The 26,110-nt window shown below is 67.7% G+C and carries 25 protein-coding genes and 1 tRNA gene; 10 read left to right on the plus strand and 16 right to left on the minus strand.

The genetic code is table 11. From position 1 onward, the window contains the following. Window positions 1-164: 164 nt before the first annotated feature. The 3 genes from E6G92_00590 to E6G92_00600 are packed head-to-tail and all read left to right on the plus strand — an operon-like array spanning window position 165 to window position 4,459. On the plus strand, window positions 165-2,360 hold the full coding sequence (locus E6G92_00590) for an ABC transporter ATP-binding protein (protein TMJ18390.1): 2,196 nt from the start codon (window positions 165-167) through the stop codon (window positions 2,358-2,360). A gap of 7 nt (window positions 2,361-2,367) precedes the next feature. Continuing rightward, window positions 2,368-3,345 (plus strand): glycosyltransferase family 2 protein, encoded by a 978-nt coding sequence (locus E6G92_00595; protein TMJ18391.1) that lies wholly within the window; start codon window positions 2,368-2,370, stop codon window positions 3,343-3,345. Continuing rightward, the gene (locus E6G92_00600) at window positions 3,335-4,459 is read left to right on the plus strand and encodes a glycosyltransferase (protein TMJ18392.1); all 1,125 of its coding nucleotides are present in this window, start codon (window positions 3,335-3,337) and stop codon (window positions 4,457-4,459) included. The genes E6G92_00595 and E6G92_00600 overlap by 11 nt, the downstream gene beginning before the upstream one ends. Here the strand turns inward: E6G92_00600 and E6G92_00605 are convergent. The 5 genes from E6G92_00605 to nhaA all read right to left on the minus strand — a co-directional run bounded on the left by E6G92_00605 (window position 4,387) and on the right by nhaA (window position 11,340). Further along, on the minus strand, window positions 4,387-5,622 hold the full coding sequence (locus tag E6G92_00605; GenBank protein ID TMJ18393.1) for a glycosyltransferase family 4 protein: 1,236 nt from the start codon (window positions 5,620-5,622) through the stop codon (window positions 4,387-4,389). The two genes, E6G92_00600 and E6G92_00605, sit on opposite strands and share 73 nt — an antisense overlap. Then, window positions 5,623-6,927: an HlyD family type I secretion periplasmic adaptor subunit gene (locus tag E6G92_00610; GenBank protein TMJ18394.1), complete on the minus strand. Its 1,305-nt coding sequence runs from the start codon at window positions 6,925-6,927 to the stop codon at window positions 5,623-5,625. It lies immediately after the preceding gene. A 4-nt stretch (window positions 6,928-6,931) separates the two neighbouring features. Beyond that, window positions 6,932-8,659, minus strand: a complete 1,728-nt coding sequence (locus E6G92_00615) for a type I secretion system permease/ATPase (GenBank protein ID TMJ18395.1) — start codon at window positions 8,657-8,659, stop codon at window positions 6,932-6,934. After that, on the minus strand, window positions 8,656-10,041 hold the full coding sequence (locus tag E6G92_00620) for a TolC family protein (protein TMJ18396.1): 1,386 nt from the start codon (window positions 10,039-10,041) through the stop codon (window positions 8,656-8,658). The genes E6G92_00615 and E6G92_00620 overlap by 4 nt, the downstream gene beginning before the upstream one ends. A 123-nt stretch (window positions 10,042-10,164) precedes the next feature. Then, window positions 10,165-11,340, minus strand: coding sequence for a Na+/H+ antiporter NhaA (gene nhaA, locus E6G92_00625; protein TMJ18397.1), 1,176 nt, complete (start codon window positions 11,338-11,340; stop codon window positions 10,165-10,167). 129 nt (window positions 11,341-11,469) lie between these two features. On the opposite strand from nhaA, the gene E6G92_00630 reads away from it, so the two are divergent. Next, window positions 11,470-11,658, plus strand: coding sequence for a hypothetical protein (locus E6G92_00630; protein TMJ18398.1), 189 nt, complete (start codon window positions 11,470-11,472; stop codon window positions 11,656-11,658). Here E6G92_00630 and E6G92_00635 read toward each other — a convergent pair. The 4 genes from E6G92_00635 to E6G92_00650 all read right to left on the minus strand — a co-directional run bounded on the left by E6G92_00635 (window position 11,638) and on the right by E6G92_00650 (window position 15,176). Beyond that, window positions 11,638-12,576 carry a transposase gene (locus E6G92_00635; GenBank protein TMJ18399.1) on the minus strand — a complete coding sequence of 313 codons (939 nt, stop codon included), beginning with the start codon at window positions 12,574-12,576 and terminating at the stop codon, window positions 11,638-11,640. The genes E6G92_00630 and E6G92_00635 overlap by 21 nt on opposite strands. Before the next feature lies 1 nt (window position 12,577). Beyond that, window positions 12,578-13,558: a HEAT repeat domain-containing protein gene (locus tag E6G92_00640; GenBank protein ID TMJ18400.1), complete on the minus strand. Its 981-nt coding sequence runs from the start codon at window positions 13,556-13,558 to the stop codon at window positions 12,578-12,580. Between the two features lie 356 nt (window positions 13,559-13,914). After that, window positions 13,915-14,535: a hypothetical protein gene (locus tag E6G92_00645; protein ID TMJ18401.1), complete on the minus strand. Its 621-nt coding sequence runs from the start codon at window positions 14,533-14,535 to the stop codon at window positions 13,915-13,917. Further along, complete coding sequence (locus tag E6G92_00650; protein TMJ18402.1) at window positions 14,532-15,176, minus strand: sigma-70 family RNA polymerase sigma factor; 645 nt, start codon at window positions 15,174-15,176, stop codon at window positions 14,532-14,534. Before E6G92_00650 ends, E6G92_00645 begins: the two co-directional genes overlap by 4 nt. A 53-nt stretch (window positions 15,177-15,229) precedes the next feature. On the opposite strand from E6G92_00650, the gene E6G92_00655 reads away from it, so the two are divergent. Beyond that, window positions 15,230-15,303, plus strand: a tRNA-Gly gene (locus E6G92_00655). An 85-nt stretch (window positions 15,304-15,388) separates the two neighbouring features. Then, complete coding sequence (locus E6G92_00660) at window positions 15,389-16,201, plus strand: DUF3592 domain-containing protein (GenBank protein ID TMJ18403.1); 813 nt, start codon at window positions 15,389-15,391, stop codon at window positions 16,199-16,201. Here the strand turns inward: E6G92_00660 and E6G92_00665 are convergent, their stop codons facing one another. Beyond that, window positions 16,202-16,831, minus strand: a complete 630-nt coding sequence (locus E6G92_00665) for a PilZ domain-containing protein (protein ID TMJ18404.1) — start codon at window positions 16,829-16,831, stop codon at window positions 16,202-16,204. A 255-nt stretch (window positions 16,832-17,086) separates the two neighbouring features. Here E6G92_00665 and E6G92_00670 point away from each other — a divergent pair, with 255 nt between their 5' ends. Then, window positions 17,087-18,337 carry a DUF1295 domain-containing protein gene (locus E6G92_00670; protein TMJ20634.1) on the plus strand — a complete coding sequence of 417 codons (1,251 nt, stop codon included), beginning with the start codon at window positions 17,087-17,089 and terminating at the stop codon, window positions 18,335-18,337. Here the strand turns inward: E6G92_00670 and E6G92_00675 are convergent, their stop codons facing one another. From E6G92_00675 to E6G92_00700, 6 genes are all read right to left on the minus strand, one after another. Next, complete coding sequence (locus E6G92_00675; GenBank protein ID TMJ18405.1) at window positions 18,338-19,099, minus strand: hypothetical protein; 762 nt, start codon at window positions 19,097-19,099, stop codon at window positions 18,338-18,340. A 90-nt stretch (window positions 19,100-19,189) separates the two neighbouring features. Next, window positions 19,190-20,152, minus strand: a complete 963-nt coding sequence (pip, locus tag E6G92_00680) for a prolyl aminopeptidase (protein ID TMJ18406.1) — start codon at window positions 20,150-20,152, stop codon at window positions 19,190-19,192. Then, the gene (locus E6G92_00685; protein TMJ18407.1) at window positions 20,152-21,528 is read right to left on the minus strand and encodes a glutamate--cysteine ligase; all 1,377 of its coding nucleotides are present in this window, start codon (window positions 21,526-21,528) and stop codon (window positions 20,152-20,154) included. The genes pip and E6G92_00685 overlap by 1 nt, the downstream gene beginning before the upstream one ends. 9 nt (window positions 21,529-21,537) lie before the next feature. After that, window positions 21,538-22,281, minus strand: a complete 744-nt coding sequence (locus E6G92_00690; GenBank protein ID TMJ18408.1) for a 16S rRNA (uracil(1498)-N(3))-methyltransferase — start codon at window positions 22,279-22,281, stop codon at window positions 21,538-21,540. Window positions 22,282-22,287: 6 nt separating this feature from the next. Next, entirely contained in the window at window positions 22,288-22,725 is a 438-nt protein-coding gene (locus tag E6G92_00695; protein ID TMJ18409.1) for a DUF2442 domain-containing protein, read from the minus strand. Next, a complete protein-coding gene (locus E6G92_00700) occupies window positions 22,722-22,955 on the minus strand; it encodes a DUF4160 domain-containing protein (protein TMJ18410.1) in 234 nt (77 codons plus the stop codon). The genes E6G92_00695 and E6G92_00700 overlap by 4 nt, the downstream gene beginning before the upstream one ends. A 91-nt stretch (window positions 22,956-23,046) precedes the next feature. Between E6G92_00700 and E6G92_00705 the strand changes: the two genes are divergently transcribed. The 3 genes from E6G92_00705 to E6G92_00715 are packed head-to-tail and all read left to right on the plus strand — an operon-like array spanning window position 23,047 to window position 26,077. Continuing rightward, the gene (locus tag E6G92_00705; protein ID TMJ18411.1) at window positions 23,047-23,958 is read left to right on the plus strand and encodes a 4-hydroxybenzoate octaprenyltransferase; all 912 of its coding nucleotides are present in this window, start codon (window positions 23,047-23,049) and stop codon (window positions 23,956-23,958) included. Window positions 23,959-23,976: 18 nt separating this feature from the next. Continuing rightward, on the plus strand, window positions 23,977-25,323 hold the full coding sequence (locus E6G92_00710) for a TldD/PmbA family protein (GenBank protein ID TMJ18412.1): 1,347 nt from the start codon (window positions 23,977-23,979) through the stop codon (window positions 25,321-25,323). Then, on the plus strand, window positions 25,316-26,077 hold the full coding sequence (locus E6G92_00715) for a 3'(2'),5'-bisphosphate nucleotidase CysQ (protein ID TMJ18413.1): 762 nt from the start codon (window positions 25,316-25,318) through the stop codon (window positions 26,075-26,077). Before E6G92_00710 ends, E6G92_00715 begins: the two co-directional genes overlap by 8 nt. Window positions 26,078-26,110 lie beyond the last annotated feature (33 nt).

Raw genomic sequence — 26,110 nt, forward strand, 5'->3', positions numbered from 1 at the left:
GCCGCCGCCGCCGCAGCTGCCGCCCTTGCGGCCGCCGCCGCCCGCGCCATAGACCTGGCTCAGTTCGTTCGTGTCGAGATCGCGCATTTCGAGGACTCCCTCTTCATATCCAGCGGCTTCTCACCGCGGCCTCGAAAAATATCTCGGCCGGCGTCGTCCCGCACATGATTGTTATGGTTACTGAATCCCAAATCAGGACAGCCGGCCCGGATGTCCCGGCGAAGCCGGCGCGTCTTAAGACCTTGGAAAGCCCGGCGGACGTACACTCTGCTGTCCGGAAATGGTTTCCGGGGGATGCCGATGCTTGCCATTCAGATCCGGGCCTATGCCTTGCTGATCGCCTGCCTGCTGGTGGTGGACGCGGCTGCCTTCCATGGCGAGTACCGTCAGGAAGTGGGCGGAAGGATGCTGCGGGTTCTTTCCGCGATCTCACCGGCCCATTGGAGCGTCGGATCCGGGCGCGACTGGCGCAATCCGGGGCGCCGGCGAGGCTGAACCGTCGCGGAGCAACGAGCGCCGCTTTCCCAATGCATTCTGCGAATACGGCTCTATGCTCCGGTGCGATGAGTGCGGAGCAGGCCAGCCGGATCGGGGAGAGTGGAGCGATCGTCACGGCGGCAGGATCGCTTCCCGCCACCTTGTTCGCCTTCGCCCGCACTCTGTCCGTCCGCCGTCGCCGTCAGCTCGTCGTCGTGACGGCGATGATGCTTGCCGCCGCAGTCGCGGAGATGGTGACGATCGGCGCGGTGCTTCCCTTCGTCGCGCTGATCTCGGACCCGGCCCGCGCCGTGCATCTTCCAGGATACGGCCTGTTCCTGGCCATCGCCGGGGGCGCGGATGAAAGAGAGCTCGCCTTGCGCGCGACCATCCTCTTTGCCGGGGCAATCGGGCTTTCCACCCTGGCGAGGCTGCTCATCCATCGCATGACCTACCGCTTTGCCTACGCGCTGGGTCACGAGGTCGGAACGGCCGTCTTCGCCCGAATGCTGCGCCAGCCCTACAGCCTCTATGTGAATCGCAATTCCGCCGTGGTTCTCGCTGCAGTCGACAAGGTGCAGGTGCTGGTTCACCAGGTCGTGTTGCCCCTGATGCAGGGAGTGACCTCCGCGGCGATGGCGCTCGCGATTATCGGGCTTCTCACCGCCATCGCCCCGGCGGCCGCAGGGGCAGCTTTGCTCGCCGCTTTGGCCTATCTCGCCGTCGGCTATGCGCTTGCCCGCCGCCTTCGGGCCGAATCGCGAACGATCGCCGCGCTGGCATCGGCGCGAATGCAGGCCGTCCAGGAGGGATTGGGAGCGATCCGGGACATCCTGCTGGACCACAGCCAGGAGGTGTTCGAGGCGCAATTCCGCCGTCTCGATCACGCTTATCGGCGCGCTCAGACGACGGTTGGGATCGCTGCGGCTACGCCGCGTTATGTGCTCGAGGCGGCCGGGATCGTCGTCATCGCATTGATCGCCCTTGAGATGAGCCAAGGTTCCGGGGGGATTTCCGGAGCGCTGCCGATTCTCGGTGCGCTGGCGCTGAGTGCTCAGCGCTTGCTCCCCTTGCTCAATACGGCGCATGTCGGGTGGACTCAGGCCAGCGGGCATCGCCAGTCCATGGCCGATCTGTTGGCATTGCTGAGCACCGAGACGGTCGTCAGTCGGCGCATCGCGGATCCGAAGCCGTTCACGACCGATATCGAGTTCGATCAAGTCAGCCTGCGCTGGCCCCGGGGGGAGCAATCGTTGCGAGCCGTGAGCCTGACGATCGCCAAGGGCGAGCGTATCGGCTTGGTCGGCAAGACCGGCAGCGGCAAAAGCAGCCTCCTCGACCTTCTGATGGGCCTGATCGAGCCCACGACGGGGGAAATTCGGATCGACGGACGCAAGCTCGACGACGCCGGACGCGCCAACTGGCAGGCGCAGATCGCCCATGTTCCCCAGAACATCTATCTCGCCGATGCGTCCGTCGCCGCGAACATCGCCTTCGCGGAGGCGGAGATAGACATGGCGCGGGTGCGTGAGGCGGCACAACGAGCGCAAATCCACGACTTCATCGAGCGCCTGCCGAATGGCTATGCGACGTTCGTCGGAGATCGCGGATCCTGGCTGTCGGGCGGCCAGCGTCAGCGCATCGCCATCGCCCGGGCTTTCTACAAGCGGGCCGACGTGCTGATTCTCGACGAGGCGACCGGCCATCTCGACCGCGAAACCGAGAATGCGGTGGTGAGGGCGGTCGCCGCGGCAGGGCCGGACGTCACCATAGTCTTCGTCGCCCACCGGGAATCCGCGTTGACCCTGTGCGACCGCATTTTGCGCCTCGAAGCCGGACGCCTGTGCGAGGATCCCGCTTCCTACCGCCTGGCGGCGCATTAGGGGACGTATGTTCAGTATCGTCATGCCGCTTTGGAACAAGCGTCGAACGGTCGAAAGCACGATAGCCAGCGTGCTCGGCCAAACGTGGCGGGACTTCGAGCTGGTTGTGGTCGACGACGGTTCCACGGATGGGAGCGCCGAACTGGTTTCGGCCTTCCGGGATCCGCGCGTCAGGGTGCTGACGCAGGCCAATGCCGGTGCCGCCGTCGCCCGCAACGCGGGAATTGAGGCTGCTCGCCACGATTGGATTGCGTTCCTCGATGCGGACGACCTCTGGCTGCCGGATCATCTTGTCGAGCTGGACCGAATCCGGAGCCGGTTTCCCGAGGCGGGGCTTATCGGCACCTCGTTCGTGCGCCGCGGACGCGGAGAGTTCCATCCCCTGCCTCGCGATCCCCCGGAGGTCGCGCTGATCGACTATTTCGCGTTGGAGGCCGGCGGCGCCATGGTCCTGTGCAGCAGCACGGCGGCGATTCCCAGATCGACCTACGCCGCGCTCGGCGGGTTCGGCGATTGGGCTCTGGGCCCGGACAGCGAATATTGGGCCCGGATCGCGCTCGACTTGCCGGTCGCGGCGTCGCGCCGGGTTACCGCCGTCTACCGGCTCGGCACGGGCGGCATGACCGACCGCGCTCTTCGGACGCGGCGGCATGGGCCGCTCCGCGCCCTGGGCGATCTCAACCCACTCATGGGACTGCTGGTCGAGCGCTATCCCGGGATTGCGTGCGCCGACCGGCGGGCATCCATCGATCGCCTGATCGACCGCAGGCTGAAGCTCTGCGTCCGGGGCGCGGCCAAGGCCGGCGACATCGCGGCGTTGCGCGCCGTTTCGCGATTCCTTTCGCGCCCACTGCGCGCGCAAGAGCGGCTCATTCTCGCAATGGCCAGGCTTCCCGCTCCGGCTGCGCGTGCCCTGTACGATCTGGGCTTCGCCGCAAAGGCCCTGATGCGGGGGCTGAGGCGCAGGCTGCCCCATGCGGGATGAAAGCCAGGTCCGTATTCTCTTCTGTATCCCCCGGCTTGTCGGCGGGGGCGCCGAGCGTCAGCTCAGCCAGTTGTTGCCGCGGCTCGTCGAGCGCGGAATCGGCGTATCGCTGTTCAGCCGTCTCACCCGGAACGAGGTGGCGAGCCTGGAGGCGGCAGGGATCGCCTGTTATCCGATCCGGGCCGCCGGCAATCACGATCCGCGGTTGCTCGGCGAACTCGCTGTCGCGGCGCGGCATTCGCGCGCCGCGATCATTCACAGCTGGCTGACGCAGATGGACGTGCTCGGCGGCGCAGTCGCTCTAACCACCGGCAGATCCTGGGTGCTGTCGGAGCGCTTATCGAAGGATGGCTATTATGGAGGCTGGAAGGACAGGCTTCGCCGGTTTCTCGGCCGCTTCGCCGATATTGTCGTCGCTAACAGTGAAGCCGGCCTCGATGCCTGGCCCGGCCATCCCCGGCGGACGATCATCGCCAATGGGATCGACCTGGAGAGGATCGACGATGTCGGCGCAGCGGCATGGCCGATTCGCCGCCCTCTGATCGTAACAATGGCGCGTCTGGAAGCGCACAAGGGAGTGGGTTCGGTGCTGAAGGCCGTTGCCCGGCTTCGGGGGAAATATCCTGATTTGATGCTGGTGATTCTCGGACAGGGCCCGCTGGAAGCCGAACTTAGGGCGCTCGCGGCGGCCCTGGGCATCGAGGACAATGTCATCTTCGCCGGCTTCCGGCCCGACGCCTGGAGCTGGCTGAAGGCCGCTTGCCTGTTCGTCTCGGCAAGCAGCGTCGAAGGACAGCCCAATGCCGTCATGGAAGCGGCGGCGGCCGGGACTCCCCAAGTGCTGTCCGACATCGTCATGCACCGCAATACCGTCGGCGATGGCGGCGCTTTGTTCTTCGAGCCTTCCGATCCCGAAGCGATGGCGGTGGCCATCGCTGAATTGCTTGAAAATCCCGCCTGTGCCCGAGCGATCGTTGCTTCGGCCCGGTCGAGCGTCGCGGATTTCTCCGTGGAGCGCGCAGCCGATCTTTATGCCGCGCTCTACCGGCGAACCGCGAGCGGCTCGCCAATGCCGGAGGCGGGCCGCGGCGCCTCCTGCTCGAGCGCGGCCTGAACCGCCTCCCAGGTCGCGGCGCCGCACTGCTCCCAAGTGAACATCTTCGCGCGCCGGGCGGCCGCATCGCCGAGACGCCGGCGCGCCCCCTCGTCGCCGAGCAGGCGATGGATCTCTGCGGCGATCGCGCCCACGTCATAGGGCTCGACATAGGCCAGCTCGGCCCCGCCCAGTTCCGGCATCGGTTGCCGCGAGGATGCCAGCAACGGGCGGCCGACGCACATCAGTTCAAGCAATGTGACGGGGCAATTTTCGCAGACGGAAAGGAACAGATTGAGCACCGCGCGGCCCGCGAGATCGAAAACCTGCTCCTGGCGGATCTTTCCAAGCAATATGATCTCATGTTCCAGACCGTGCCGGGCTATCGCGTCGCGAACGCGCCGGGCGTAAGGCGGATAAACGGGTCCTGCGAGCACCAGCTTTTCCGGGCGATCCCCGCGCTGGCGCAGGGTCGCCCAGGCTTCGACGAGCTCGAGCTGGGTTTTGTAGGGCTCGATGGCCGACAGATAGAGGACGAACCGCTCCGGCAGACGAGAGGCGATCTCCGGATCGAGCGGCGCCTGGGTCCGTTCGACGCCGTGGCGAATCACGGCCGCCCGGCCACACCGGCTCCCGACCAGCTTCTCGGCCACCCGCCGGCCATGGTCGGAAATGAAGATCACGTAATCGGCGCGGCGCATCGCCCAGCCTTGAACGAACCAGAGCAGCCAATGGCGCAGGCGCATCCAGCCCGGTCGGTACCGGCGCCGCGCCTCCCGGTCGAACGGAAGCATGTTCTGGAAGGTGACCACCCTCCTTGCGCGTCTGGGCAGCGACACGTCGAAGCTGCCCCCGCAGTTGAACACGACGTCGAAATCCCGGCGCCGATTCCAGAAGAAGCGAAAGAAGAAAAAACCGATCACGAAGCGCGGGATCGGCAGCCTCGCCCATCGTGGGGCCGGAATCCAGTCGACGTTGGCGGCGCCCGGTACGCTACCGCACTCCCCTTCATGGGCAAGGACGGAAAGACTGAGGTCGGGCCGGGATGGAAAGGCCGCAACGATGTTGCGAACATAGGCGATACCGCCTCCGCGGCGTGCGGCCAATGCGCTTAGGAGGATTTTGGTCATGGCCTCCTTCATCGCACTCGAGGCTTGCCCGCGTAAAGCGGACAAAAGGCCCATCTATTGCTCGCGGAACGCCGTCTCGCGGATGCGGGTGATCGGGGTCAGCAGATATTGCAGGATGGTCCGCTTCTCGCCGAGCAGGTCGACTTCGGCGACCATGCCGGCACCGATCGGCAGCGCCTGGCCGCCGGGCGCGCGAAGCTCGGCCTGATCGGTTCGGACCCGGACGATGTAGAAAGTCTCGCCGGTCCGCTCCTCGGCCACGGCGTCGGGCGAGATGCCGACCACTCGGCCTTCGAGCACTCCGTAGATCGAGCGGTCGTAGGCGGTGATCGCCACCCGCGCATGCTGGCCGAGATGGACGAAGGCGATATCGTCCGGCTTGACCCGCGCCTCGATCAGCAGCGTGTCCTCGGAAGGGACGATCTCGACGATCGGCTCGCCGGCGCGAAGCGTGCCGCCCCGGGTGGTGACCAGCACCCGGTTGACTCGCCCGGGCAGCGGCGCGCGCAGCACGGTCCGCTCCAGGCGATTGGCAAGGCCGGGCAGGGCGCGCTGGCGCGCGGCAAATTCGGCCTGGGCCGTCGCGAGCTCGGTGGCCGCCTGGGCGCGCCATTCCTGCTGCGCCTGGGCGAGCGTGGATTGGGCCTCGGCGACCCCGCCGCGGGCGCGGCTGACGGTCTCGGCCGCGGCCTGCATCTCGTTGCGCGCGATATCGGCGGCGCTCTGCGCCTGGACGAGGCTCAGGCGCGGCTCGATTCCGCCCTCCACGAGCGGGCGCAGGAGGTTGGCCTCGTCGCGCCTCTGTTGATAGGCGTCGGTGCGGGCGCGGTAGGTTGCCTCGGCCTCGGCGACGCTTCGCTCGACCTGGGTGAGCCGCGCCCGGGCCGCTCCGACGATTGAGGCGAGATCGCCCATGCGCGAGGCGTGAAGCGCCTGCTCGATCCTGATCTGGTCGAGAAGCGCGGGGACGCGGGTGGCAGGGTAAGCGGGCTCCCGCCCGGTGATCTCGGCCTCCAGCCGGGCGATCTTGATGTTCAGCGCGCTCACCGTCGCTTCGCCGCTGCCGAACTCGGCGCCGGTCTGGGTCGGGTCGAGCCGGATGAGGACGTCGCCGGCGCGGACCTGCTGGCCCTGGCGGACGAGGATGTCCTGCACCACGCCGCCTTCGAGGTTCGAAACCACCTGCAGCCTTGAGCTCGGCACGACGCGGCCCTGGCCGCGTACCGTCCGGTCGAGCTCGGTGAGCGCGGCCCAGACGAAGAAGGCGCCCATGAAGGCGACGATGAACCACAACAGCATGTTCGACGCCGTGCGCGGCTTGATCCGCGTCGTCAGGTCCTCGAGATGGGTCCCGTGCATGAGGCTATGCCGCTTTCGGCCGCATGATCTGCTTCAGCACATTGTCGCGCGGGCCGTCGGAGACGACCTTGCCCTTGTCCATCAGGATGATGCGCTGGACCAGCTGGAGCAGCGGAGGGCGGTGCGTGATGAGGATCAGGGTGCGGCCCTTCAGCTCCTCCTGGAGCCGCTGGATCAGAGCGCCTTCGGTCTGCGCGTCCATCGCGCTGGAAGGCTCGTCCATGACGAGGATCGGCGGCCGGCCCGCAAGCGCCCGGGCGATCGAGATGGACTGGCGCTGCCCGCCCGAAAGCCCCTCTCCGCGATCCGCGAGCCGCAGGTCGTAGCCGTTGGCGATCTGGCCCATGAACTGGTGGGTGCCGGATATTTGCGAGGCGCGCAGCAATTCCTCGTCGGTCACTCCGGCCCGGCCGAGCGCGATATTCTCGCGCACCGTGCCCGTCAGAAGCACGCTCTCCTGCATCGCCGCGCCGACATTGGCCCTAAGGCTAGCCGGATCGAGCTGGCGGATGTCGGTGCCGTCGACCATGATCAGCCCTTCCTCGGGCGGATAGAGGCCGAGGATGAGGCGTGCGATGGTCGATTTGCCGGATCCGACCCGGCCGAGCAGGGCGACATGCTCGCCGGGCTCCACCGTGAAGCTGAGGCCGTCGAGCGCCCGCTCGGGCGCGCCGGGATAGCGGAAGCCGACGTTTCGGAACTCGATCTTGCCTTCGACTCCGGAGAGCTTGAGCGCCTCGCCCTCCGGCCCCTCGGACGGCATCTGCATCATCTCGTTGATCTGGCGGTAGGCGGTCCGCGTCGAGGTGATGCGCGAGAGCAATTGCGAGATCTGGGCCAGAGGCGCGATCGCCCGGCCCGCGAGGATCGAGCAGGCGATGAGGCCGCCCATCGTGAGATTGCGGACCGCGATCTCGTGCACGCCGACGATCACCACGCCGGCATAGGAGATTGTTCCGGCCGAGGTGGCGAAGGTCACTCCGATCGTCGCCACGAGCCGCTGCCTCAGCGAGCTGTCGGAATGCTGCTGGATCGCCTTCAGCCAGCGCCGCGAGAGCAGGGGCGCGGCGCCGGAGGTCTTCACCGTCTCCAGCCCGCCGATCGCCTCGACCAGGACGGACTGCTTCTGCAGCCCCTCGCCCATCGCCCGCGCCGAAAGCCGCTCGAGCGCCGGATGGGTCAGCCAGCCGACCATGACGACCAGCGGAACCATCAGGCCGGGCACGAACACCACCGGGCCGCCGATGATCGCCACCAATATGAGGGTGAGAAAGATGAACGGAACGTCGACGACAGCGGTCAGGGTCGCCGAGGCGAAGAAGTCGCGCAAGGTCTCCAGCTCGCGCATCATGCCGGCCAGAGCGCCGGTCGAGCCTTTCTTGAGCTCGAGCCGCATCGCCAGCAGGCGGTCGAACACCACCTCGCCGATGTCGCGGTCGATATTGGCGCCGGCATGGTCGACGAAATAGGCGCGCAGCAGCTTCAGGATGAAATCGAAGATGACGACGATGCCGAGGCCGATGGTCAGCGCGACCAGCGAGGAGGTCGCGTTGTTGGGCACCACGCGGTCGTAGACCGTCATCGTGAAGAGCGAGGTGAGAAGGCCGAAGATGTTGATGAAGACCGCCGCGAGCGCGACCTTCCAATAGGTCGATCGGTTCGCCCGCATCGGCCCCGTAAGCCACTCGGCGAGCCGCGGCTTCGGAATCTTGATGAGGCTGTCGCTGCTCATCCTTCACCTCGCAGCTGGTCGGTGTCGATGTGCAGCGTGTCGAGCAACCGGCCCATGCGCGATAGCAGCACGTAGCGTGCCGCGTCCAATTCGGTGAGGCCCTGGATGTAGGCGGTGGCGGCCTCGAAATAGCTGTCCTCGGCGTCGACCACGTCGATCAGCGATCCCCGTGCGACCCGGAAGCGCTCGACGATCACGTCGCGCGAGCGGCGGTTGGCGACGTAGGAGGCTTCGAGCGCCTCGAGCTGGTCCTGGAGCGCCTTCAGGTCGGACCAGGCGATCGAGGCGTCGCGCCCGGCCTCCTCGCGGATCCGCTGGGCCCTCGCGTCCGCCTGGCGCGCGCGGGCCTCGCCTTGCTCGGCGCGCGCGTCGGCCGCGCCGAAAATTCGGTAGCGCATGCCGACCCGGGCGCGGATGTCGTAGTCGCGCGGATTTTCGAACACACCATAGCGTCCGGCGTCGATTCCCACCGCGACCTGGGGAAGGCGGTCGGCGCGCATGGCCCGGGCTTCGTCGCGGGCGGCGTCCGACTGGGCCTCTGCGCTCCGCACCGGCGCCGAGGCTTCGGCTGCGAGCACGACCTCGTCGCGGGTCGGCGGAAGCGCGGCGGGGATCGGCGCGCGGTCGATCCGCGGGGCGGGCGATCCGATCACCTCGGCATAGCGCGCCTCGGCATTGGCGGCGAGGCGGCGAAAGCGAGCGAGGCGGGACTGGGCCTGGGCGATGTAGGAATCGACCCGGGCGAGATCGCCCTCCGCCGAGACGCCCTGGCGGATTCGCTCTTCGACCGCCGAGCGAAGCTCGTGCTGGCTGGCGACGAACGCCTCGGTCAGCGCGACCAGCGAGCGAAAGGCGAAGACGTCGTACCAGGAGGCGATGGCGCCGAGCGCGATCCGGTCCGCGGCCACCTCGAGGTCGGCGCCGGCCGAGCGCAGCCGTGCCCCCGCGGCCGTAATTCGCCGCGCGGTGGCTCCGAAATCGAAGACGGTCTGCTGTACGGTGAGGATCGCGTCGGTGCGCTGCTCGGGCCGCGAGCGCTCGAGGATGTTGTCGGGATCGTTGGAGAATTCGCGCGAGATGACCCGGTAGGAGGTGAGCGAGAGATCGACGCTCGGCAGGCCCATCGCGCGCGCTTCCTCGAGCGCGGCGAGCGCCTCGTCCTCGCCGGCGGCGGATTCGGCGGTGCCGGGATGGCGCTCGACCGCGGTGGCGATCGCCTCGCGGAACTGCTCGTAGCCGCTATGCTGGCGGGCGAGCGTCAGAACCGGGTCGTTGGCGAAGTCGATCGACATCGGCCGGCCGCTGGCAGAGGGCAGGGGCGCGCTCGATGCAGCCGTCTGCGCCAGCGCCTGGGCGCTGGTCGCGAGACAGGCGAAAGCCATCGCAACGCGTGATTTGATGCGCACTATTCCCCACCGATACGGACCGAGCGGGGCGATGTAGTGGCGGTGAGTGCGAAATACCAGCTTTTGATGCTTCGGCCGGGGACGCTTTCGGTCGAGAGGTCAATCGCTTGCGGCAGGGCGAGGGGATTCGTCGCCGCCTTGCGCGGGCGCGGGCGCGCAACGCAGCACGAAATAGCCGGCCAATGCCGAGAGCAGCGAGCCCAGCAGGATGCCGGCCTTGGCCTGCTCGACGCGCTCGGGATCGCCGGCGAAGGCGAGTGCGCCGATGAACAGGCTCATGGTGAAACCGATTCCGCACAGGAGCGAGAGCCCGTAAATGTGCCGCCACCCGCTTGCCGCCGGGCGCGGCGCCACGCCGAGCCTGTCGCAGAGCCATATCGCGGTGAAAATCCCGGATTGCTTGCCGAGGAACAGGCCGAGCGCGATCGCCAGCGGCAAGGCGAGCCCGAGTCCGCCGAGGCCGAGCGCGACTCCGGCATTGGCGAAGCCGAACAACGGCAGGATCAGATAGCCGACCCAGGGCGCGAGGTCGTGCTCCAGCCGGTAAAGGGGTGAGCTTTCGCCGCCGCGGCTGGGGACGGCCAGCGCCGCCATCACGCCAGCGATCGTCGCGTGGACTCCGGAGAGATGCACGAGATACCAGAGCAGCAGCGCCGCCGGCACGAACAGGGTGATGTGGAACAGGCCCTGCCGGCCGGCGAGCCACAGCCCTGCGAACAGGGCGAGGGCCGCCGCCAGCGCGGCAAGGTTCAGACTCTGGGTATAGACCAGCGCAATGATCGCGACGGCGCCGAGATCGTCGGCGATGGCGATGGTCGCCAGCAAGAGCCTGAGCCCGGCCGGCACCCGCGACCCGAGCAGCGCGAGAACGCCGAGCGCGAAGGCGATGTCCGTGGCCGCTGGAACCGCCCAGCCCCGCCGAAGCGCCGGATCGCCGCCGGCGACCGCCAGGTAGATCAGGGCCGGCACGGCCATGCCCGCGGCCGCGGCGACCAGCGGCAGGCGCCGTTCCCGCCACGTCGCGAGGTTGCCCGAGACGAGCTCGCGCTTGATCTCCAGGCCGACGAGCAGGAAGAAGACTGCCATCAGCGCGTCGTTGACCCACGAATGCACCGTCAAAGGTCCGAGCGGCCTGTCCAGCAGCGCCCGATAGGCGCCGGCCGCGCCGCTGTTCGCGGCGAGCAAGGCGAGGGCGGCGGCCCCCATCAGCAGCAGGCCTCCGCGCGCCTCGCTGTCGAGAAAGCGCCGCAGCGCCGAAGCCATCCTTGCCGCCATGGCGACCGCTTCTACGAGACCCGGATCGAAGGGCAAGGCGGCGCGCCGCGGCCGCGGCGAATATTTTGGTTAAGGCGGCGAAAGATTCGACTCGGTCCCGAGACTAGGATGGCGGGAGGAGAGAGCGACGTGCGCTATCGGTATCGTACCTCGGTCCTCACCGGTCCCTGGCGCGAGGCCCGCGAAGACGCGGTGAGCGACGCGGTGCGCGCCAAGCAGGCGGAAATCGAGGATCAATCGTTGGGCAAGGTGCGCTGGATCGTCCCCGGGGTGATCGAGGAGCGCGACGGCGAGATGTCAGGGCGCGCTCTGGGCTGATCCGCCTTCGATCCAGCCGCGGCCGGCGGAGATCCTGGCGGCTTCCATGGCGCTCATCGCGGCGATGAACCGGCTGGCGCCGGCGCCCGCCGCGAGCCGCTCGATCGCCGAGTCGACGTCCGGCTCCGCGGCGGCGAGCTCGCGCAGCGCCGCGAATTGGATCCGCTCGCACGGATGACCGGCCGCGAAATGCTCGACCAGGTCGCGGCCGTTTCCGTCGCGCTGCTGTGCCGCAAGCGCCAGCAAGGCCTCGGTGGAGCTCTTGTTCAGGATTTCGGCGATCTCGCAAGTCTTCACGTCGAACCGGTATTGGTTGAGGAAGGCCAGGCTCGGGGAGGCGTGCATGATGTTGATCGAAACCGACATGTCGTCGGCCGGCAGCTGGTTGTGGACGTCGCGGTGCGCCCGGTAGAGCATCACCTTGCCCGGCTCGAGCCGCGATTTCTCGACGAACCTCAGGTCCACCTTCTCGCCCGGGATTCCGGTCACTGCCCCGAAATCATATTCGTAATATTCGCTCCAATAGCCGGGGCCGAGATAGCCGACGGTGAGGAACGAGAAATTGTGGTCGTGCGGAACGTGGTAGAAGAAAGGCGAATTGCCGCTCGTCTTGAACACGCTGTCGCGCTCGGAAGGCCAGAAATTGGCGCGGATGAAATATTTCTCCGACGCCCGGTGAAGCATGATGACCTGGCTGCTGTAGCGGTTATCGATGCCCTGGCGAGCGCAGCGGTCCTTGAGTTCGGCAACGGCGATGTCCGCGAGGAAGCCGCGATTGTTGGCGAGGCGCTTCAGGAGCGGCGCCGCCGCGGCGAAGCTGTCCTCGTCGCCGGGATCGAAGCCGTCCTCGTTGAGCGCGGCGATCAGGTCGCCGAGCTCGATCGAATCGTCCTCGTCGCAGGGGATTACGCGTGGCACGTCAGGCGGCCTTTCTGGAATTGCCGGCTTCGATCCGCTCGATCAGCGCGCCCGCCGCTCGGCGCGGCTCCGGGTGCGGATCGCCCGCGGCCATCGCGCGCAGGCGGGGCAGCGCCGCCGCGAGGTCGATTCCGAGCAACTCGCGCATCGCGTGCCAGCGGACGAAGAAATCCTCGTGGTCGAGGAAACCGGCGATCGCGGCGAAGGCCTGCGGCGCCTCGAGCTTGCGCAGGAGCGTGGTCAGCATCTGGATTCGCGAGGCCCCGTCGCCATTGGCGCTGCAGCCGACATAAAGGCCGGTCGCGGAATCGAACTCGACGCTGACCGGCGCCTGATCGAGCATGATCTCGGCCTGGAGGATGAGCAGGCTGGAGCGGGCGTGCTCGACGACATAGCTCTGCCGCCGGCCATCGATAATCAGGACGTCGCCGTCCGCGAGCCGCCGCTCCCCGGTGCGGACGCAGGATCCGGCGCTCGCAGCGCTGAAATCGGCGCCGACCTGGGGCGCTTCCCAGAGCGAGATGCGTGCATCGCCGGCGTTGAGGAATTTGAACACGCTCATCCGCCCGCTCAGGCCGACCGAGGTGGCGCCGCGCGGCCGGCTCTTGCGCGCGGCGAGTGCGCCGATCGCCATCACCCCGGCGGCGATCGTCAGGCGCGGGTCCTCGAAGACGATGAGGCCGTGATGGACCTCGGTGGCGAGGGGCGGGAAGGGCGGCTCGAAGAACGGGTCGACCGAGAGCTCGGCGGAGAGGCTTCCGATCAGCGTGTCGAGCCAGGCGCCGTCCGAGAAGAGGCCGAGCATCGCGTCGGCGATCGCCTCGGCGGTCTCGCAGGGCAGGGCCGCCATCGCCGCATCGAAACGGGCGTGGACCGGGCCGCGCCCCCAGCGCGCGGCGCATGCGTCGACGCGCCGCTGGGTGGTCCGCCGCGCGGCCGGGTCGGCAAGCCAATGTTCGAAGCTTTGTGCGGGATTGCGCATTCGCGGCTTCTAGCTGGCGAACCTTGCGAACTTGCTAAAGAGGCCACGGCCACGCGAACGTTCGGGCGCTCGCGTGGCTCGTCGGCCGGTCGGCGAAAATTCAGGCTGTGCCCAGATAGAGCGCGATTCCGGCAGCGACGCCGAGACAAATGCCACCGCCGACTTCCTGTTGCTTGACGGAGCCAGCGATTGCGACTTCCGTGTCGAGCTCGGGGAGCTCTTCGACCGTTAAACGAATCTTGTCCATTGCTTTCCCTTCCCCAGAGCTATTGGCTTCGTAGGAAAGATGCTCTTCGCATGGAGAGGTTTATATTTCGCTAATCGGGCCTTGTTTGTCGACGGCGTGGGAATAGTTGCTAATAATTGCTCGACTTTCGCTCCTCGCGGAAGGAATCGCGCATTGCCGCGAGGCGTTGCAATTCGCGTCGGATGCGACGGATCGAGAGCAGCAGGAAGATGGCGAATCCCGCGATTGCGGCGAGCCCACCGACGCCGAGCAGCACACGGAGCATCGGAAACGAACGAATCAGGAAGACGAGGCTATGGTCGGACGATAGATTCGCGCTCGCCGCAAAGAGGAGGCCGACCAGGATCGCGGGGGCGAATGCGATCAGCGTGACGCGATTGTATTTCAGGCTGGCCTCGAGTCGTTCGGTCGACTGGTCGAGCATGTTCTCGGTCGTCCCGGTAAGGCTGCGAAGCTCGAGCTGGCGGACCCGTCGCGAACGGATGTTGCCGTAAAGCAGGACGAGGATCGCCGCCGATCCCATCAGAACCGTGGTGCGCTGCGGATATGCGAAGACGATGAAAAGGACCACGACCGCGACCGCGGTCGCCGCGGCAATGTCAAACAGCTGCGCCCGGCGCGCGCGCCGGCTAACCGAGGCGGCGCTGCGCTTCAGCTTCTCCATCTCGGCTGGATCGGGTTGCTGGCGCCAAACGTCCCCCAGCCGATCGAGGTCAAGATCCGTGGTCATCCGGTTTGCTCCAGCATGGATTTGAGCGCGGCCTTGGCGCGCGACAGGCGCAGCGCCAGCGCATTGGGGGCGATTCCGAGCATCTCGGCGATCTCGGAATAGTCGAATCCCTCGAGCACGAGGATGATTACCTCGCGCTGGGGAGGGGGAAGCCGGCGAGTGGCTTCGATCAGCGAGCGCCGCTCACTCGCCTCGATCGCATTGTCCTCGGGATTGGGCATGTCCGCCTCGAGCTTTTCGGGAATCTCGGCGACGGGCGGCTGGCGCACCTGCTTGGTGACGAAGGAGATCGACCGGTTCTGCGCCACTCGGGCGATGAACGTCTTCAGCGACGAATCGGCGCGAAAGCTGGGCAGCGCCTGCCAGACGGCGAGGAAGATCTGCTGGGTCAGGTCCTCGCGCAGGCTGGGATCGGCTTCGTAGGACATGGCGATGCGCGAGATGAGCGGGCCGTAATCGGCCACGATCCGCTCGAACGGCGGGATCGCGCCATTCCCCCCATCGCCGCGATTCGCGGCTGGCGCACCGGATCGTGAGACGTCCACATTCCCCCTATGTGAATACTTGCCCGCACGCGCGTTATAGGCGCAGTCGCCGGTGAAGTCGCGAAGAACCCGCGCCGCCGCCAATCTTGTTTCGATACGGGCCGGTGTTGACGCGGGCGCGGCTCAGGTGGCAGTGGGGCGCCGGTCGCGCGGGTATAGCTCAATGGTAGAGCACTAGCCTTCCAAGCTTGTGACGCGGGTTCGATTCCCGCTACCCGCTCCACCCTCCGCCTGCGTGCCCGCGCGGATTCCCCCTTTACTGATACCGGCTTGGCTGGCCTATTCGCCCCTCAAGGCAGGGGGCGGGCATGGATTCGATCGGTTATCTCGGCATCTTCGTCGCGCTCGTCGGCCTGGCGGGCGCTTTGTGGAGCGCGCTGGCCCACAGCCGGGCGCGCTCGCGCTCGCAGGCTGCCGAGCGCTGGCCGACTGCCGCCGGCCGGGTCACCGACATCGACATCCAGCTCAGGAACGGCGGTGCGGGGCGCTCCCACCATTCCTACTACGTCCCGGCGATTCGCTACGTCTATTCGGTCAATGGCCGCGAGCGCGAAGGCCGCACCATCCGCTTCGGAATGCCGGCCACCACCACGCGCGGCGCGGCGGAGGCGATCCTCGCCCCCTATCCGGTCGGATCGACTCCCCAGGTTCGCTACAATCCGGAAAATCCGGAGGAAAGCGTTCTCGAGCATCGCAAGATCGGCAAGAACCTGATCGGCAGCGCGATCGTTTGCGCCCTGATCTTCGCGGTTGGCGTCGCGATCGTGATCATGGCCGTCCGCGGCACGTTCAGCGCCGATACCGACGGCCGCTGGCACGCCCGCTTCCAGATCGACGGCGTGGTCTACGAAGGCGATCTCGAGGTCCGCCGCAATCGGGGGCCGCTCACGGTGACCTACAATGGCGAGCGGGGACAAAGCCGCGCCGTCGAGCAATGCACGCTCCGGCGCGAAGGCCAGCGCGTGACGATCGGTTGCCGCGACCCTAGGCTGCTCGCCGGCGAAGGCACCTATTCGCCCGACAATTTCGATCTGAGCTTCGCCAACGCGAACACGCTTCAGGGCAGCATCACGTCCCAGGACGGAGCGTCGGCCGGTTCGGCGATTTTCGTCCGCCGCTGATTATTTCAGGGTTTTGAGCCAGGCGATCAGCTCGCCGAACGGGACCAATTGGTTGAAGGCGATGCCGCAGCTCGTGCCCTGCGACCAGCGGACCACGCCGGAGACCGCGCCGAGCCCCTCGAGATCGAGCACGACCGGGGTGTCCGGTTCCGGCGGCTCGTCGGTTTCCACCTTGATCCCGCCCTGGGAAACGTCGCGCGCCTGGACCCAATAGGTGCGGTAGCCGGCGCGAAGCGTCGCCAGGCAGTCGATCTCGACCCGCGGCGTGCGCGGGCGCCAGCCGTTTTCGAGCACCGGCGGGTTGGCGAGCAGCTCCGAAATCTCGATCGGGACGTCGAACTTGATCCCGGCATTGGAATCGCGGAACCAGATAACGCGACCAGCCACCGGCTGGCTCGTCTTGAGCTCGACGGAAACCGGCGCTCCCGGCTGCAGCCGCGAGTAGACGTGCGCCATCACTCCGCCGGCCGAAATGTTGCGAATGAGGCAGAGCTCGCGGCGGCCGTCGACGATCAGCGTCCCGACGCGAAGGATCTTCAGGTGGCGCTCGTTTTGGCGGCGCTCCGGCGGAGGCGGCACGGCGTGCGAAAAGGAGAAACCCGTCTCCACCACGCAATCCTCGACGAACATATGCTGCTTCCTTTCGGAGCCCACTCCAGTTGCGGAAGAAGCATTGCGCCACGATCGCTTTAAGAATCCCTTACCCGCTACCCCGTTGCATCCGTATTGGAATTCAAGGTGCCGAGCCTCTTCGCCGGGCTTGCGTTCACTGCTTGCTTACGACTTTGCGCTACGAACCGCGGCATGAACGCGCCGCTCAATCCTTCATTCGAAGTCGCCGCCACCTTCCGTCACGATCCGCGGCCGCGCTCGGCCGTGAGCACGATGACGGGCGTGGTCGGGCTGCTCGGCCTCATTGCCTGGAGCGCCGTGGCGCGCGGCTACGGCATGGTCGGGCCGCTCGCGGCGCTGACCGCGGCGATCGCCTGCGGCGTGCCGATGGTCCTCTGGTCGCTGCTGGTCGACAAGGTGCACCGCAATCCTTCGACCGGGATCGACTGGGATTCGCCGCCGCGCCCTTTTTCGGAAAGCCTCGACATCAGCCTCGCCAAGATCGCCGGCCTGTGGGGCATCTGGGCGGCCATCGCGGGCTTCTACTGCGTGGGCCGCTGGTATTGGTCCGGCCAGTACCTCTTCTCGATGTACGTGCTTGGAATCGCGATCGTGCCCATGCTCGTCCTGTCGGTTCCTTACGTGCTGTGGATCGACCGGCGCCTCAGGGAGCCGCGCGACGGGGCCTGGCATTTCGGCCAGTGGCTGATCGGCCATGGCGAGCGCGCGGATCGGCAGGAGCTGCACCATTTCTTCCGCGCCTGGGCGGTGAAAGGCTTCTTCCTGGCCTTTATGATCGCGATCGTCCCGGGCAATTGGGTGGAGGCGATTCGGCCCACTTCGGACTGGATCACGGCGAGCCCGGTCAATTTCGCCAACTGGCTGATCGCATCGATGTTCATGATCGACGTGACCTTCGCCACGGTCGGCTACGTGCTGACGCTCAAGCCGCTCGACGCCCATATTCGAACGGCCAACCCCTATGCGGCGAGCTGGACCGCGGCCCTGATCTGCTACCCGCCCTTCGTTCTGATGACCAACGGTGGGCCGCTCGACTATCATCCGGGAATCGGCGATTGGACCGCCTGGCTTTACAGCTATCCGCTCGTCTCGGCCCTGTTCGGGGCGTGGCTGGTGTTCCTCACCGGCGTCTATGCCTGGGCGACCGTCGCCTTCGGCCCCCGCTTCTCCAACCTCACGAATCGCGGCATCCTCACCAACGGGCCTTACGCTTGGTCGAAGCACCCGGCCTACCTGTCGAAGAACCTCTTCTGGTGGTTCGCGATGCTGCCGTTCCTCGCTGCCAGTGGCAGCGCGCTCGATGCGATCCGCAACACGGCGATTCTCGCCATGGTCAGCGGCGTCTATTACTGGCGCGCGCGGACCGAGGAGCGGCATCTCTCCTCCGATCCGGCCTATATCGAATATGCCGGGTGGATGGAGCGCAACGGCCCCATCCCGCGGCTGATCAACTGGCTCAAGCCGCGTTCGTCCTCTTCCGCGGCGCCGGTCGCCGCCGAATGATTACTGGCTGACCCACAGGCGGTAGCGCCCGGTGGAGCCCTCGCCGAACGAGGTCACCCGAACGATATAGTCGCCGGCTTCCTCGGCCTGGAAGGCGAGCAGCGAATTGAGGCCGACGCCGCTGTCGTCGTCCTGGTCGGCCGCATCGCCCTCGCGCTCGGCGGCCGCGAGGATCTCGATCATCGGATCCCAGTCGCCGACCGCTTCCAGCGAGACGAAGCGGCGCTGGCCGGCATCGAAATGGACCAGATAATCGACATAGTGCCGGCCGTCGCGATCGGGATCGGTGTCGGCGAGCGCGCCTTCCCACAGCGACCAGGTGCCGGTCGTGCTGACCGCGGTCCCGGCGGTGGAAATGGGCGCCGGGAGCGGCGGGGCCTGCTCGACCCTGGCGGTATAGGGGCCGCGCGCCTCGGCGGCGAAGCCGGTGACCCGAAGGATATAGTCGCCGCTCTCGGCCGGGCTGTAGGCGATCCGCGAATTGAGCCCCTCGCCATAATCGTCATTCTCGGCGACCGGCTCTTCCTGACCGTCGCGCATCAGCCGGGCGACCGTGTCGAAGCCCTCGGCCTCGACCGTGATCCGGTAGCGCTGGCCCGCTTCGAGGCGGATTCGATGATCGTCGTAGCGATGATCCTCGTCGCCCTTCGCGTCGCTATCCTCGAGCGCGCCGGTGACGGTCAGCGGGGCGCCGGGCCCCTGCGCAAGTGCCGACGTGGCGGCGAGAGCGGCGAGCGAAACGGCGATGGTCGCGATGCGCATGATCGGATGGTCCCCCTGTATACGATTCGGTCAGGAGCAAAGTCCTAGCCGCTGGTGCGCCGGGATGCCAGTTACGGCGAAGTAACGGCTTCAGCCCGCGAAATCGTCGGTCGCGCGGATGAGGCCGTCGAGCACTCCGGGCTCGTTGAACAGGTGACCCCCGTCGGGAATGATCTCGAGCTTCGCCTCGGGCCAGGCCTTGTGCAGCGCCCAGGCCGCGGCCGGCGGGGTGCAGCAATCGTGGCGGCCCTGGACGATCACTCCGGGGATCGAGCGCAGCTTCGCCGCCCCCTCGATCAGCTGGTTCTCCCTGAGCCAGCCTTTGTTGATCATGTAGTGATTCTCGATCCGGGCGATTGCGATGGCGAAATCGTCGCTGCTATGCTCCTCGATCACTTCGGGGTGGGGAAGCAGGGTGACGGTCTCCGCCTCCCACCGGCTCCACGCCTTGGCCGCTTCGAGCTGCACGGCCGAATCCTCGCCTGTCAGCCTCTTGTGGTAGGCGGCGACCATATCGCCTCGTTCCGCCTCCGGGATCGGCGCCAGGAACTCCTCCCACTTGTCCGGGTAAACCTCCGACGCACCGTATTGGTAGAGCCAGTCGAGCTCCGTCTGGTTGAACGTGAAGATTCCGCGCAGAACGAGCTCGGTCACGCGATCCGGATGGGCCTGGGCGTAGGCGAGCGCGAGCGTTGAGCCCCACGAGCCGCCGAAGACCATCCAGCGCTCGTGCCCGGCCATCTCGCGCAGCCGCTCGATGTCCTCGACCAAATGCCAGGTGGTGTTCGCCTCGAGGCTCGCATGCGGCGTCGACCGGCCGCAGCCGCGCTGGTCGAACAGCAAGATGTCGTAGCGCTCGGGGTCGAACTGGCGCCGGTGATCGGGGCTGCAGCCGGCACCCGGCCCGCCGTGGAGCATGACCACCGGCTTGCCGCCGCGCGTTCCGCAGCGTTCCCAATAGAGGCTGTGCCCGTCGCCGACGTCGAGGCGGCCGTGCTCATAGGGCTCGATCGGAGGATAAAGCTTGCGGCGCTCGGCGTCGGTCCTCGGCATCAGAAGCTCTCCTCCTGGTAGACTCGGGAGATATCCCCTTCCCATTCCCCGTGGAAGCGGTCGAGCAGACGCTCGGCCGGGGTCTTGCCCGAGGCCAGCACTTCGCGCAGCGGATCGAGGAAGCCGGATTCGTTGTCGCCCGAGCTGTTGAGCCGCGCGCGGGCGTTGAGCCCGGCGTCGGCGAAAGCAAGGATTCGCTTGCCGAGTTCCTGGAGGGTCTCGCCATCGGGCGTCTCGGCCGCGAGGCCTTGCTTCGGCACCGCATCGCGAAGACGCTGGCGCGCGTCGAGGCTCCAATGCTTCACCTCGTTCCAGGCGGCATCGAGCGCACCCTCGTCGTAGAGCAGGCCGACCCACAAAGCGGGGAGCGCGCAGATCCGGCTCCAGGGGCCGCCGTCGGCCCCGCGCATCTCGAGGAAGGACTTGAGGCGGACCTCCGGGAAGATCGTCGAAAGATGGTCGGTGAAATCGGAGACTCGCGGCTTTTCGCCGGGGAGGGCCGGCAGGCGCCCGTCGAGAAAATCGCGGAACGACTGGCCTGAGGCATCGATGTAGCGCCCGTCGCGGTAGACGAAGTACATCGGCACATCGAGCGCGTAGTCGAGATAGCGCTCGTAGCCGAAGCCGTCCTCGAACACGAAGGGGAGCATTCCGGTCCGGTCCGGATCGGTGTCCGACCAGATATGGCTTCGGAAGGAGAGGAAGCCGTTGGGCCTGCCCTCGGTGAAGGGCGAGTTGGCGAACAGCGCGGTGGCCAGCGGCTGAAGCGCCAGGCCGACGCGGAACTTGCGCGCCATGTCGGCTTCCGAGGCGTAATCGAGGTTCACCTGGATCGTGCAGGTGCGAAGCATCATGTCGAGTCCGAGGCTTCCGACCTTCGGCATGTAATCGAGCATGATCTTGTAGCGGCCCTTGGGCATGACCGGCAGCTCGGCGCGGGTTTTGTCCGGCCACATCCCCAAACCGAGGAAGCACAGGCCGAGCTTCTCGCCGACCGCCTTGGCCTGCTGGAGGTGCCGCCCCGCCTCGGCGCAGGTCTGGTGGAGGTGCTCGCGCTGCGCGCCCGAAAGCTCGAGCTGGCCCGCGGGCTCCAGGCTGATGGCCCCGTCCGGCCCGGTCAGCGCGATGACGTTGCCCCCCTCGATCACCGGCTCCCAGCCGAACGCGGTCATCTCGGCGAGCAGGTCGCGGATCCCGCCCGGCTCGTCATAGGAAGGCGCGCGATGATCTGCGCAGCGGAAGACGAGCTTCTCGTGCTCGGTTCCGATCGTCCACGCCTCCGCCGGCTTCTCGCCTCTTGCGAAGGTGGCGAGCAGATCGTCGCGGCTTTCGATAAGGCGCTCGGCCTTGCCCCCGGTTTCCGTGCGCGTAGTCATGAAGCGCCCTTAGCCGCGCCGGGGTTGGCTGCGCCAGTCCCCCGCCGCCGCCATCCACAGGCTGATCGCGGTGAGCGCCGCGGTGTCGGCGCGAAGGATGCGCGGGCCGAGCGATACGGGCTTCGCTTGAGGCAGGGCGCGAATCGCGTTTCGCTCCTCGTCGGTGAAGCCGCCCTCCGGGCCGATCAGGATCGCCGCCGGGCCGGGCGCCGCCACGAACGCCTCGCCGCCGCCCTCGTCGGCGAAGTAGAGCGCGCGATTCGCGGGCCAGTCCTTGAGAACCGCCTCGAGCTTTCGCGGCTCGGCCAGCGCCGGAAGCGCGGTGCGCTCGCATTGCTCGGCCGCCTCGACCGCATGGGCGCGCAGGCGCTCCAGGTTCAGCCGCTCGACGATCGTCCGGCGGGTCACCACCGGCCGAAGGCTCGCGACGCCGAGCTCGGTCGCCTTCTCCACCAGCCAGTCGATCCGCCCCCGCTTGACCGGCGCGAAGAGGAGCCAGAGATCGGGAACCGCCTCGCGCTCGCGAAGCCGCTCGCCGACCACCAGCGTCGTCCGCTTCTTCCCCGCCTCAGCGATCTCCGCGAGCCATTCGCCGCTGCGATCGTCGAACAGCTTCACCTTGTCCCCCGGCGCGAGACGAAGGACAGCGCCCAGATAGGTGCCCTCGACAGTGATGCTCGCGCCCTCTCTCAGCGCATGATCAACGAACAGGCGCGGCAGGCTGTGCGGTGGCCAGGCGGGGGTGGCAGGCACGCGCGTTCAGGCCGCTTGCCGCTTGTCATAGCCTTCGGTCGCCAACATCACCGTTTTCGGCACCGGTTGCTCGCCGCTTAGATAATAAGCGATCGTCCGGCGCGAGAGTCCGAGCGCTTCGGCCGCCCCGTCCAGCGTCAGATGGTTGCGCTCCATCCAGCCGCGGAAAGCCGTCGCCGGCATCGCTTCGCCCGACTGCTCGTCCGCCCAGCGCCTGAGCTGCGCGGCGCCGAAATCGATTCCGCAACTTGGCCATTCGACGGACCAGCCGTCCTCAGCGAGGTGGATGCGATTGAAAACCTCGGGATCGCCGAGCGACGCCAGCGCGGGGCGCCCGGAGACGATCGGGCCGAGATCGACCTCCGCCCGCCATCCGTCATCCCAGGCGAGGACGAGGATGGAGCCGTTGCGCGTGATCGCACTCTCCAGCCTGCCGATGCTCATTGCCCTTCTCCCGAATATTCGGCCCACTTGCGTTCGAGCAGCGGCCGGTTTTCAGCCGCCCAGTCCAACCCCTCGCGAAGGTCGATCCGGCCGCTCGACGCGATCACCTCCAGCGTGTCGATCCGCACCTGCGCCGCTCCTTCCCGCCCGAGAACGTGGAAGTGTGGCGGATTGTGATCCGCGAAGAACATCGCGATCTCGGTGGCGGAGAGGCGGTGGAGCCGCGGCACGATTATCTTTCTAGTGCAATGGTTGCACTAATGCAAGCCCGCGACCTGCCGCCGCTCGACTTTGCCGCCCGCTATTGCCACTGGTCCTTCAATGTCAGACGCGACCGACATCGTCCCCGACAGCGAGCAGCGCGGCCTGATCGGCGCGCTCCCGGCCTCCATGCGCCCGTATGCCTCGCTGATCCGGCTCGACCGGCCGATCGGGGCGTGGCTGCTGTTCTGGCCGTGCGCCTGGAGCGTGGCGCTGGCCGGAATGGGGCAGGGGGGCTGGCGGCTGATCCTTTGGCTGGCGCTCGGGGCCTGGGCGATGCGCGGCGCCGGCTGCGTCTACAACGATATCGTCGACAAGGATCTCGACGCCAAGGTGGAGCGTACCCGGCTGCGGCCGCTGGCGAGCCGCCGCGTTTCCCTCAAGGGCGCATGGGTGCTGCTCGTGGCGATGACCCTGATCGGCCTCGTCGTGCTCATTCAGCTCCAGCGGACGGCGCAGATCGTCGCGCTTGTGAGTCTCGCCCTCGTCGCCGCCTATCCGTTCATGAAGCGGATCACCTGGTGGCCGCAGGCCTGGCTCGGGCTGGTCTTCTCCTGGGGCGCATTGGTCGGGTGGCCGGCGGTGCGCGGCGATCTCGATGCGCCCGCATGGCTGCTGTGGGGCGGGGCGGTCTTCTGGGTGATCGGCTACGACACCATCTACGCACTTCAGGACAAGGAAGACGACGCTCTGGTCGGAGTGCGCTCCTCGGCCCTCGCGCTCGGGCGGCACGCCCGGCCCGGCATCGCCCTCTGCTATCTGGTCGCGCTCGCTTTTTGGGCCGCTTCGCTCCATTTCGTCCGCCGCGAATGGTTCGCTTTGCTCGCCCTCGCGCCGATGGCGCTCCACCTCGCCTGGCAGGCCGCGACTTTGAAGCCGGAGGCGGGCGAGGACGCGCTGGCCAAGTTCCGCTCGAACCGCTTCGCCGGCCTGCTGATGTTCGCCGCCTGCTGGGTGGTCGGCAACGCCTGAAGTTGCTACCGCCCCGCCATGCTTGATCCCCGGGAAGCCGAAGCGCGCGCCGCGGCGCTGATCGACGCCGCCGTGAAGGCCGGCGCCGACGCCGCCGACGTCCTCTACATCGGGGACGCCTCGACCGAGGTGCAGGTGCGGCTCGGCGCGCTCGAGGACGTGACCCGCTCCGAGGGCGAGGAGATCGGCCTTCGCTTCTTCCTCGGCCGCCGCTCGGCGAGCGTTTCCTCCTCGGATCTGTCGGCCGAGGCTCTGTCGGCGTTGGTCGAGCGCGCGGCGGCGATGGCCCGCGAGGCCCCGGAGGATCCCGATTCGGGTCTCGCGCCCGAGGATCGGCTGATGCGCGGCCAAGGGCCGGACATCGACGCCGACGACGGCGGCGATCCGTCGCCGGTCGCGCTTCGCGAGCTCGTTACCGCGATCGAGGAAAGCGCCCGCGCCGTGCCGGGCGTGACCAATTCCGAAGGCGCGGGCATCGGCGCCGGCCGGATGGTGATTGCCCTCGCGACGAGCGCCGGCTTCGCACGCGCCTATACGAACAGCTCCTATTCGGCCTCGGCGAGCGTGATCGCGGGGACCGGCAGCGCGATGCAGCGCGATTATGCCAGTCATTCGGTCCGCCATTTCGAGGATCTCGATTCGGCCGAGGCGATCGGCCGCCTCGCCGGCGAGCGCGCGGTGCGTCGGCTGAATCCGATCCGCCTCGCCAGCGGGACCATGCCGGTGGTGTTCGATCCGCGCGTCGGCGGAAGCCTGATCGGCAGCCTGATCGGCGCCATGTCCGGCCCCGCGATCGCCCGGCGCACCAGCTTCCTGCTCGGCCGCGAGGAGGAGGAATTGTTCGGGCCCGGAATCGTCATCGTCGACGATCCGCACCGTCGCGGCGGCCTTCGCTCCAAGCCGTTCGACGGGGAGGGGGTCGCCACCGCGCCGCGCCGGCTGGTCGAGGGCGGCAGGCTGACCGGCTGGCTCCTGAACAGCGCGTCGGCGCGCCAGCTCGGGCTGGAGACGACCGGCCACGCCGCGCGCGGCATCGGCGGATCCCCCGGCGTCGGCGCAACCAACGTTCACATGGAGCCGGGGGCGGTCAGCCCTTCGGCTCTTATTGCCGGCATAAAGCGCGGGGTCTACGTCACCGAGATGATCGGTCAGGGCGTCAACGCGGTCACCGGCGATTACAGCCGCGGCGCATCGGGCTTCGTCATCGAAAATGGCGAGATCGGCGCGGCGGTGGACGAGATCACCATCGCCGGCAATCTGATCGACATGTTCCGCACCCTCGTGCCCGCCGACGACCTCGATCATCGCCGGGCGATCAACGTCCCGACGCTGAGAGTGGAAGGGATGACGGTCGCCGGTGCTTGAACGCGTGGCCCGAATCGCCGCGGAGGCCGGGCGGATCGCCGCCGGCCGCTGCGGCAGCGGCTACAGGCAGTGGGAGAAGGCGCCCGGCCACCCGGTCTGCGAGGTCGACCTGGAGGTCGACGCCTATCTGCGCGAGCATCTCGCCGCGCTCGATCCCGGCGCCGGATGGCTTTCCGAGGAAACGCTCGACGACTCCGACCGGATCGAAAAGCCGCGCTTGTGGGTCGTCGATCCGATCGACGGGACCCGGGACTATCTGCGCGACCGCCCCGGCTGGTGCGTGTCGGTCGCGCTGGTCGAGGACCGCGTTCCCGTGCTTGGCGTACTGGCCGCGCCGGTCAGGGGGGAGCTGTGGACCGCGGCGCGTGGCGAGGGCGCGTGGCGCAACGGCGCGCCGATCAGGGTCAGCCCGCGCGCGGAGCTCGCCGGCGCTCGCGTCCCTTCCGACACTCTGCCCGAGGCGGACAGCGATCTCCTCGCCGTCGCCAAGCCGAATTCGATCGCTCTTCGAATCGCGATGGTCGCCGCCGGCGAGGCGGACCTCGTCGCGACTCTCCGCTGGGGCTTCGAATGGGATATCGCCGCCGCCGCTTTGATCGCCGGGGAGGCGGGAGCGACGGTGAGCGGGGCCCTTGGCCAGCCGCTCGCCTTCAACACCGCCTCGGGCGAGGCGTTCGGCGTGCTCGTCGCCACCCCTGGAATCCACGCGGCGGCGGTCGAGCGGCTGCGCGAACGGGCCTTGGCCGTCGTCTAAGCAGCGCGGCCGTTCGTCGAACGGGATTTCCGC

It is taken from the genome of Alphaproteobacteria bacterium (assembly GCA_005883305.1).
Classification (GTDB): domain Bacteria; phylum Pseudomonadota; class Alphaproteobacteria; order Sphingomonadales; family Sphingomonadaceae; genus Allosphingosinicella.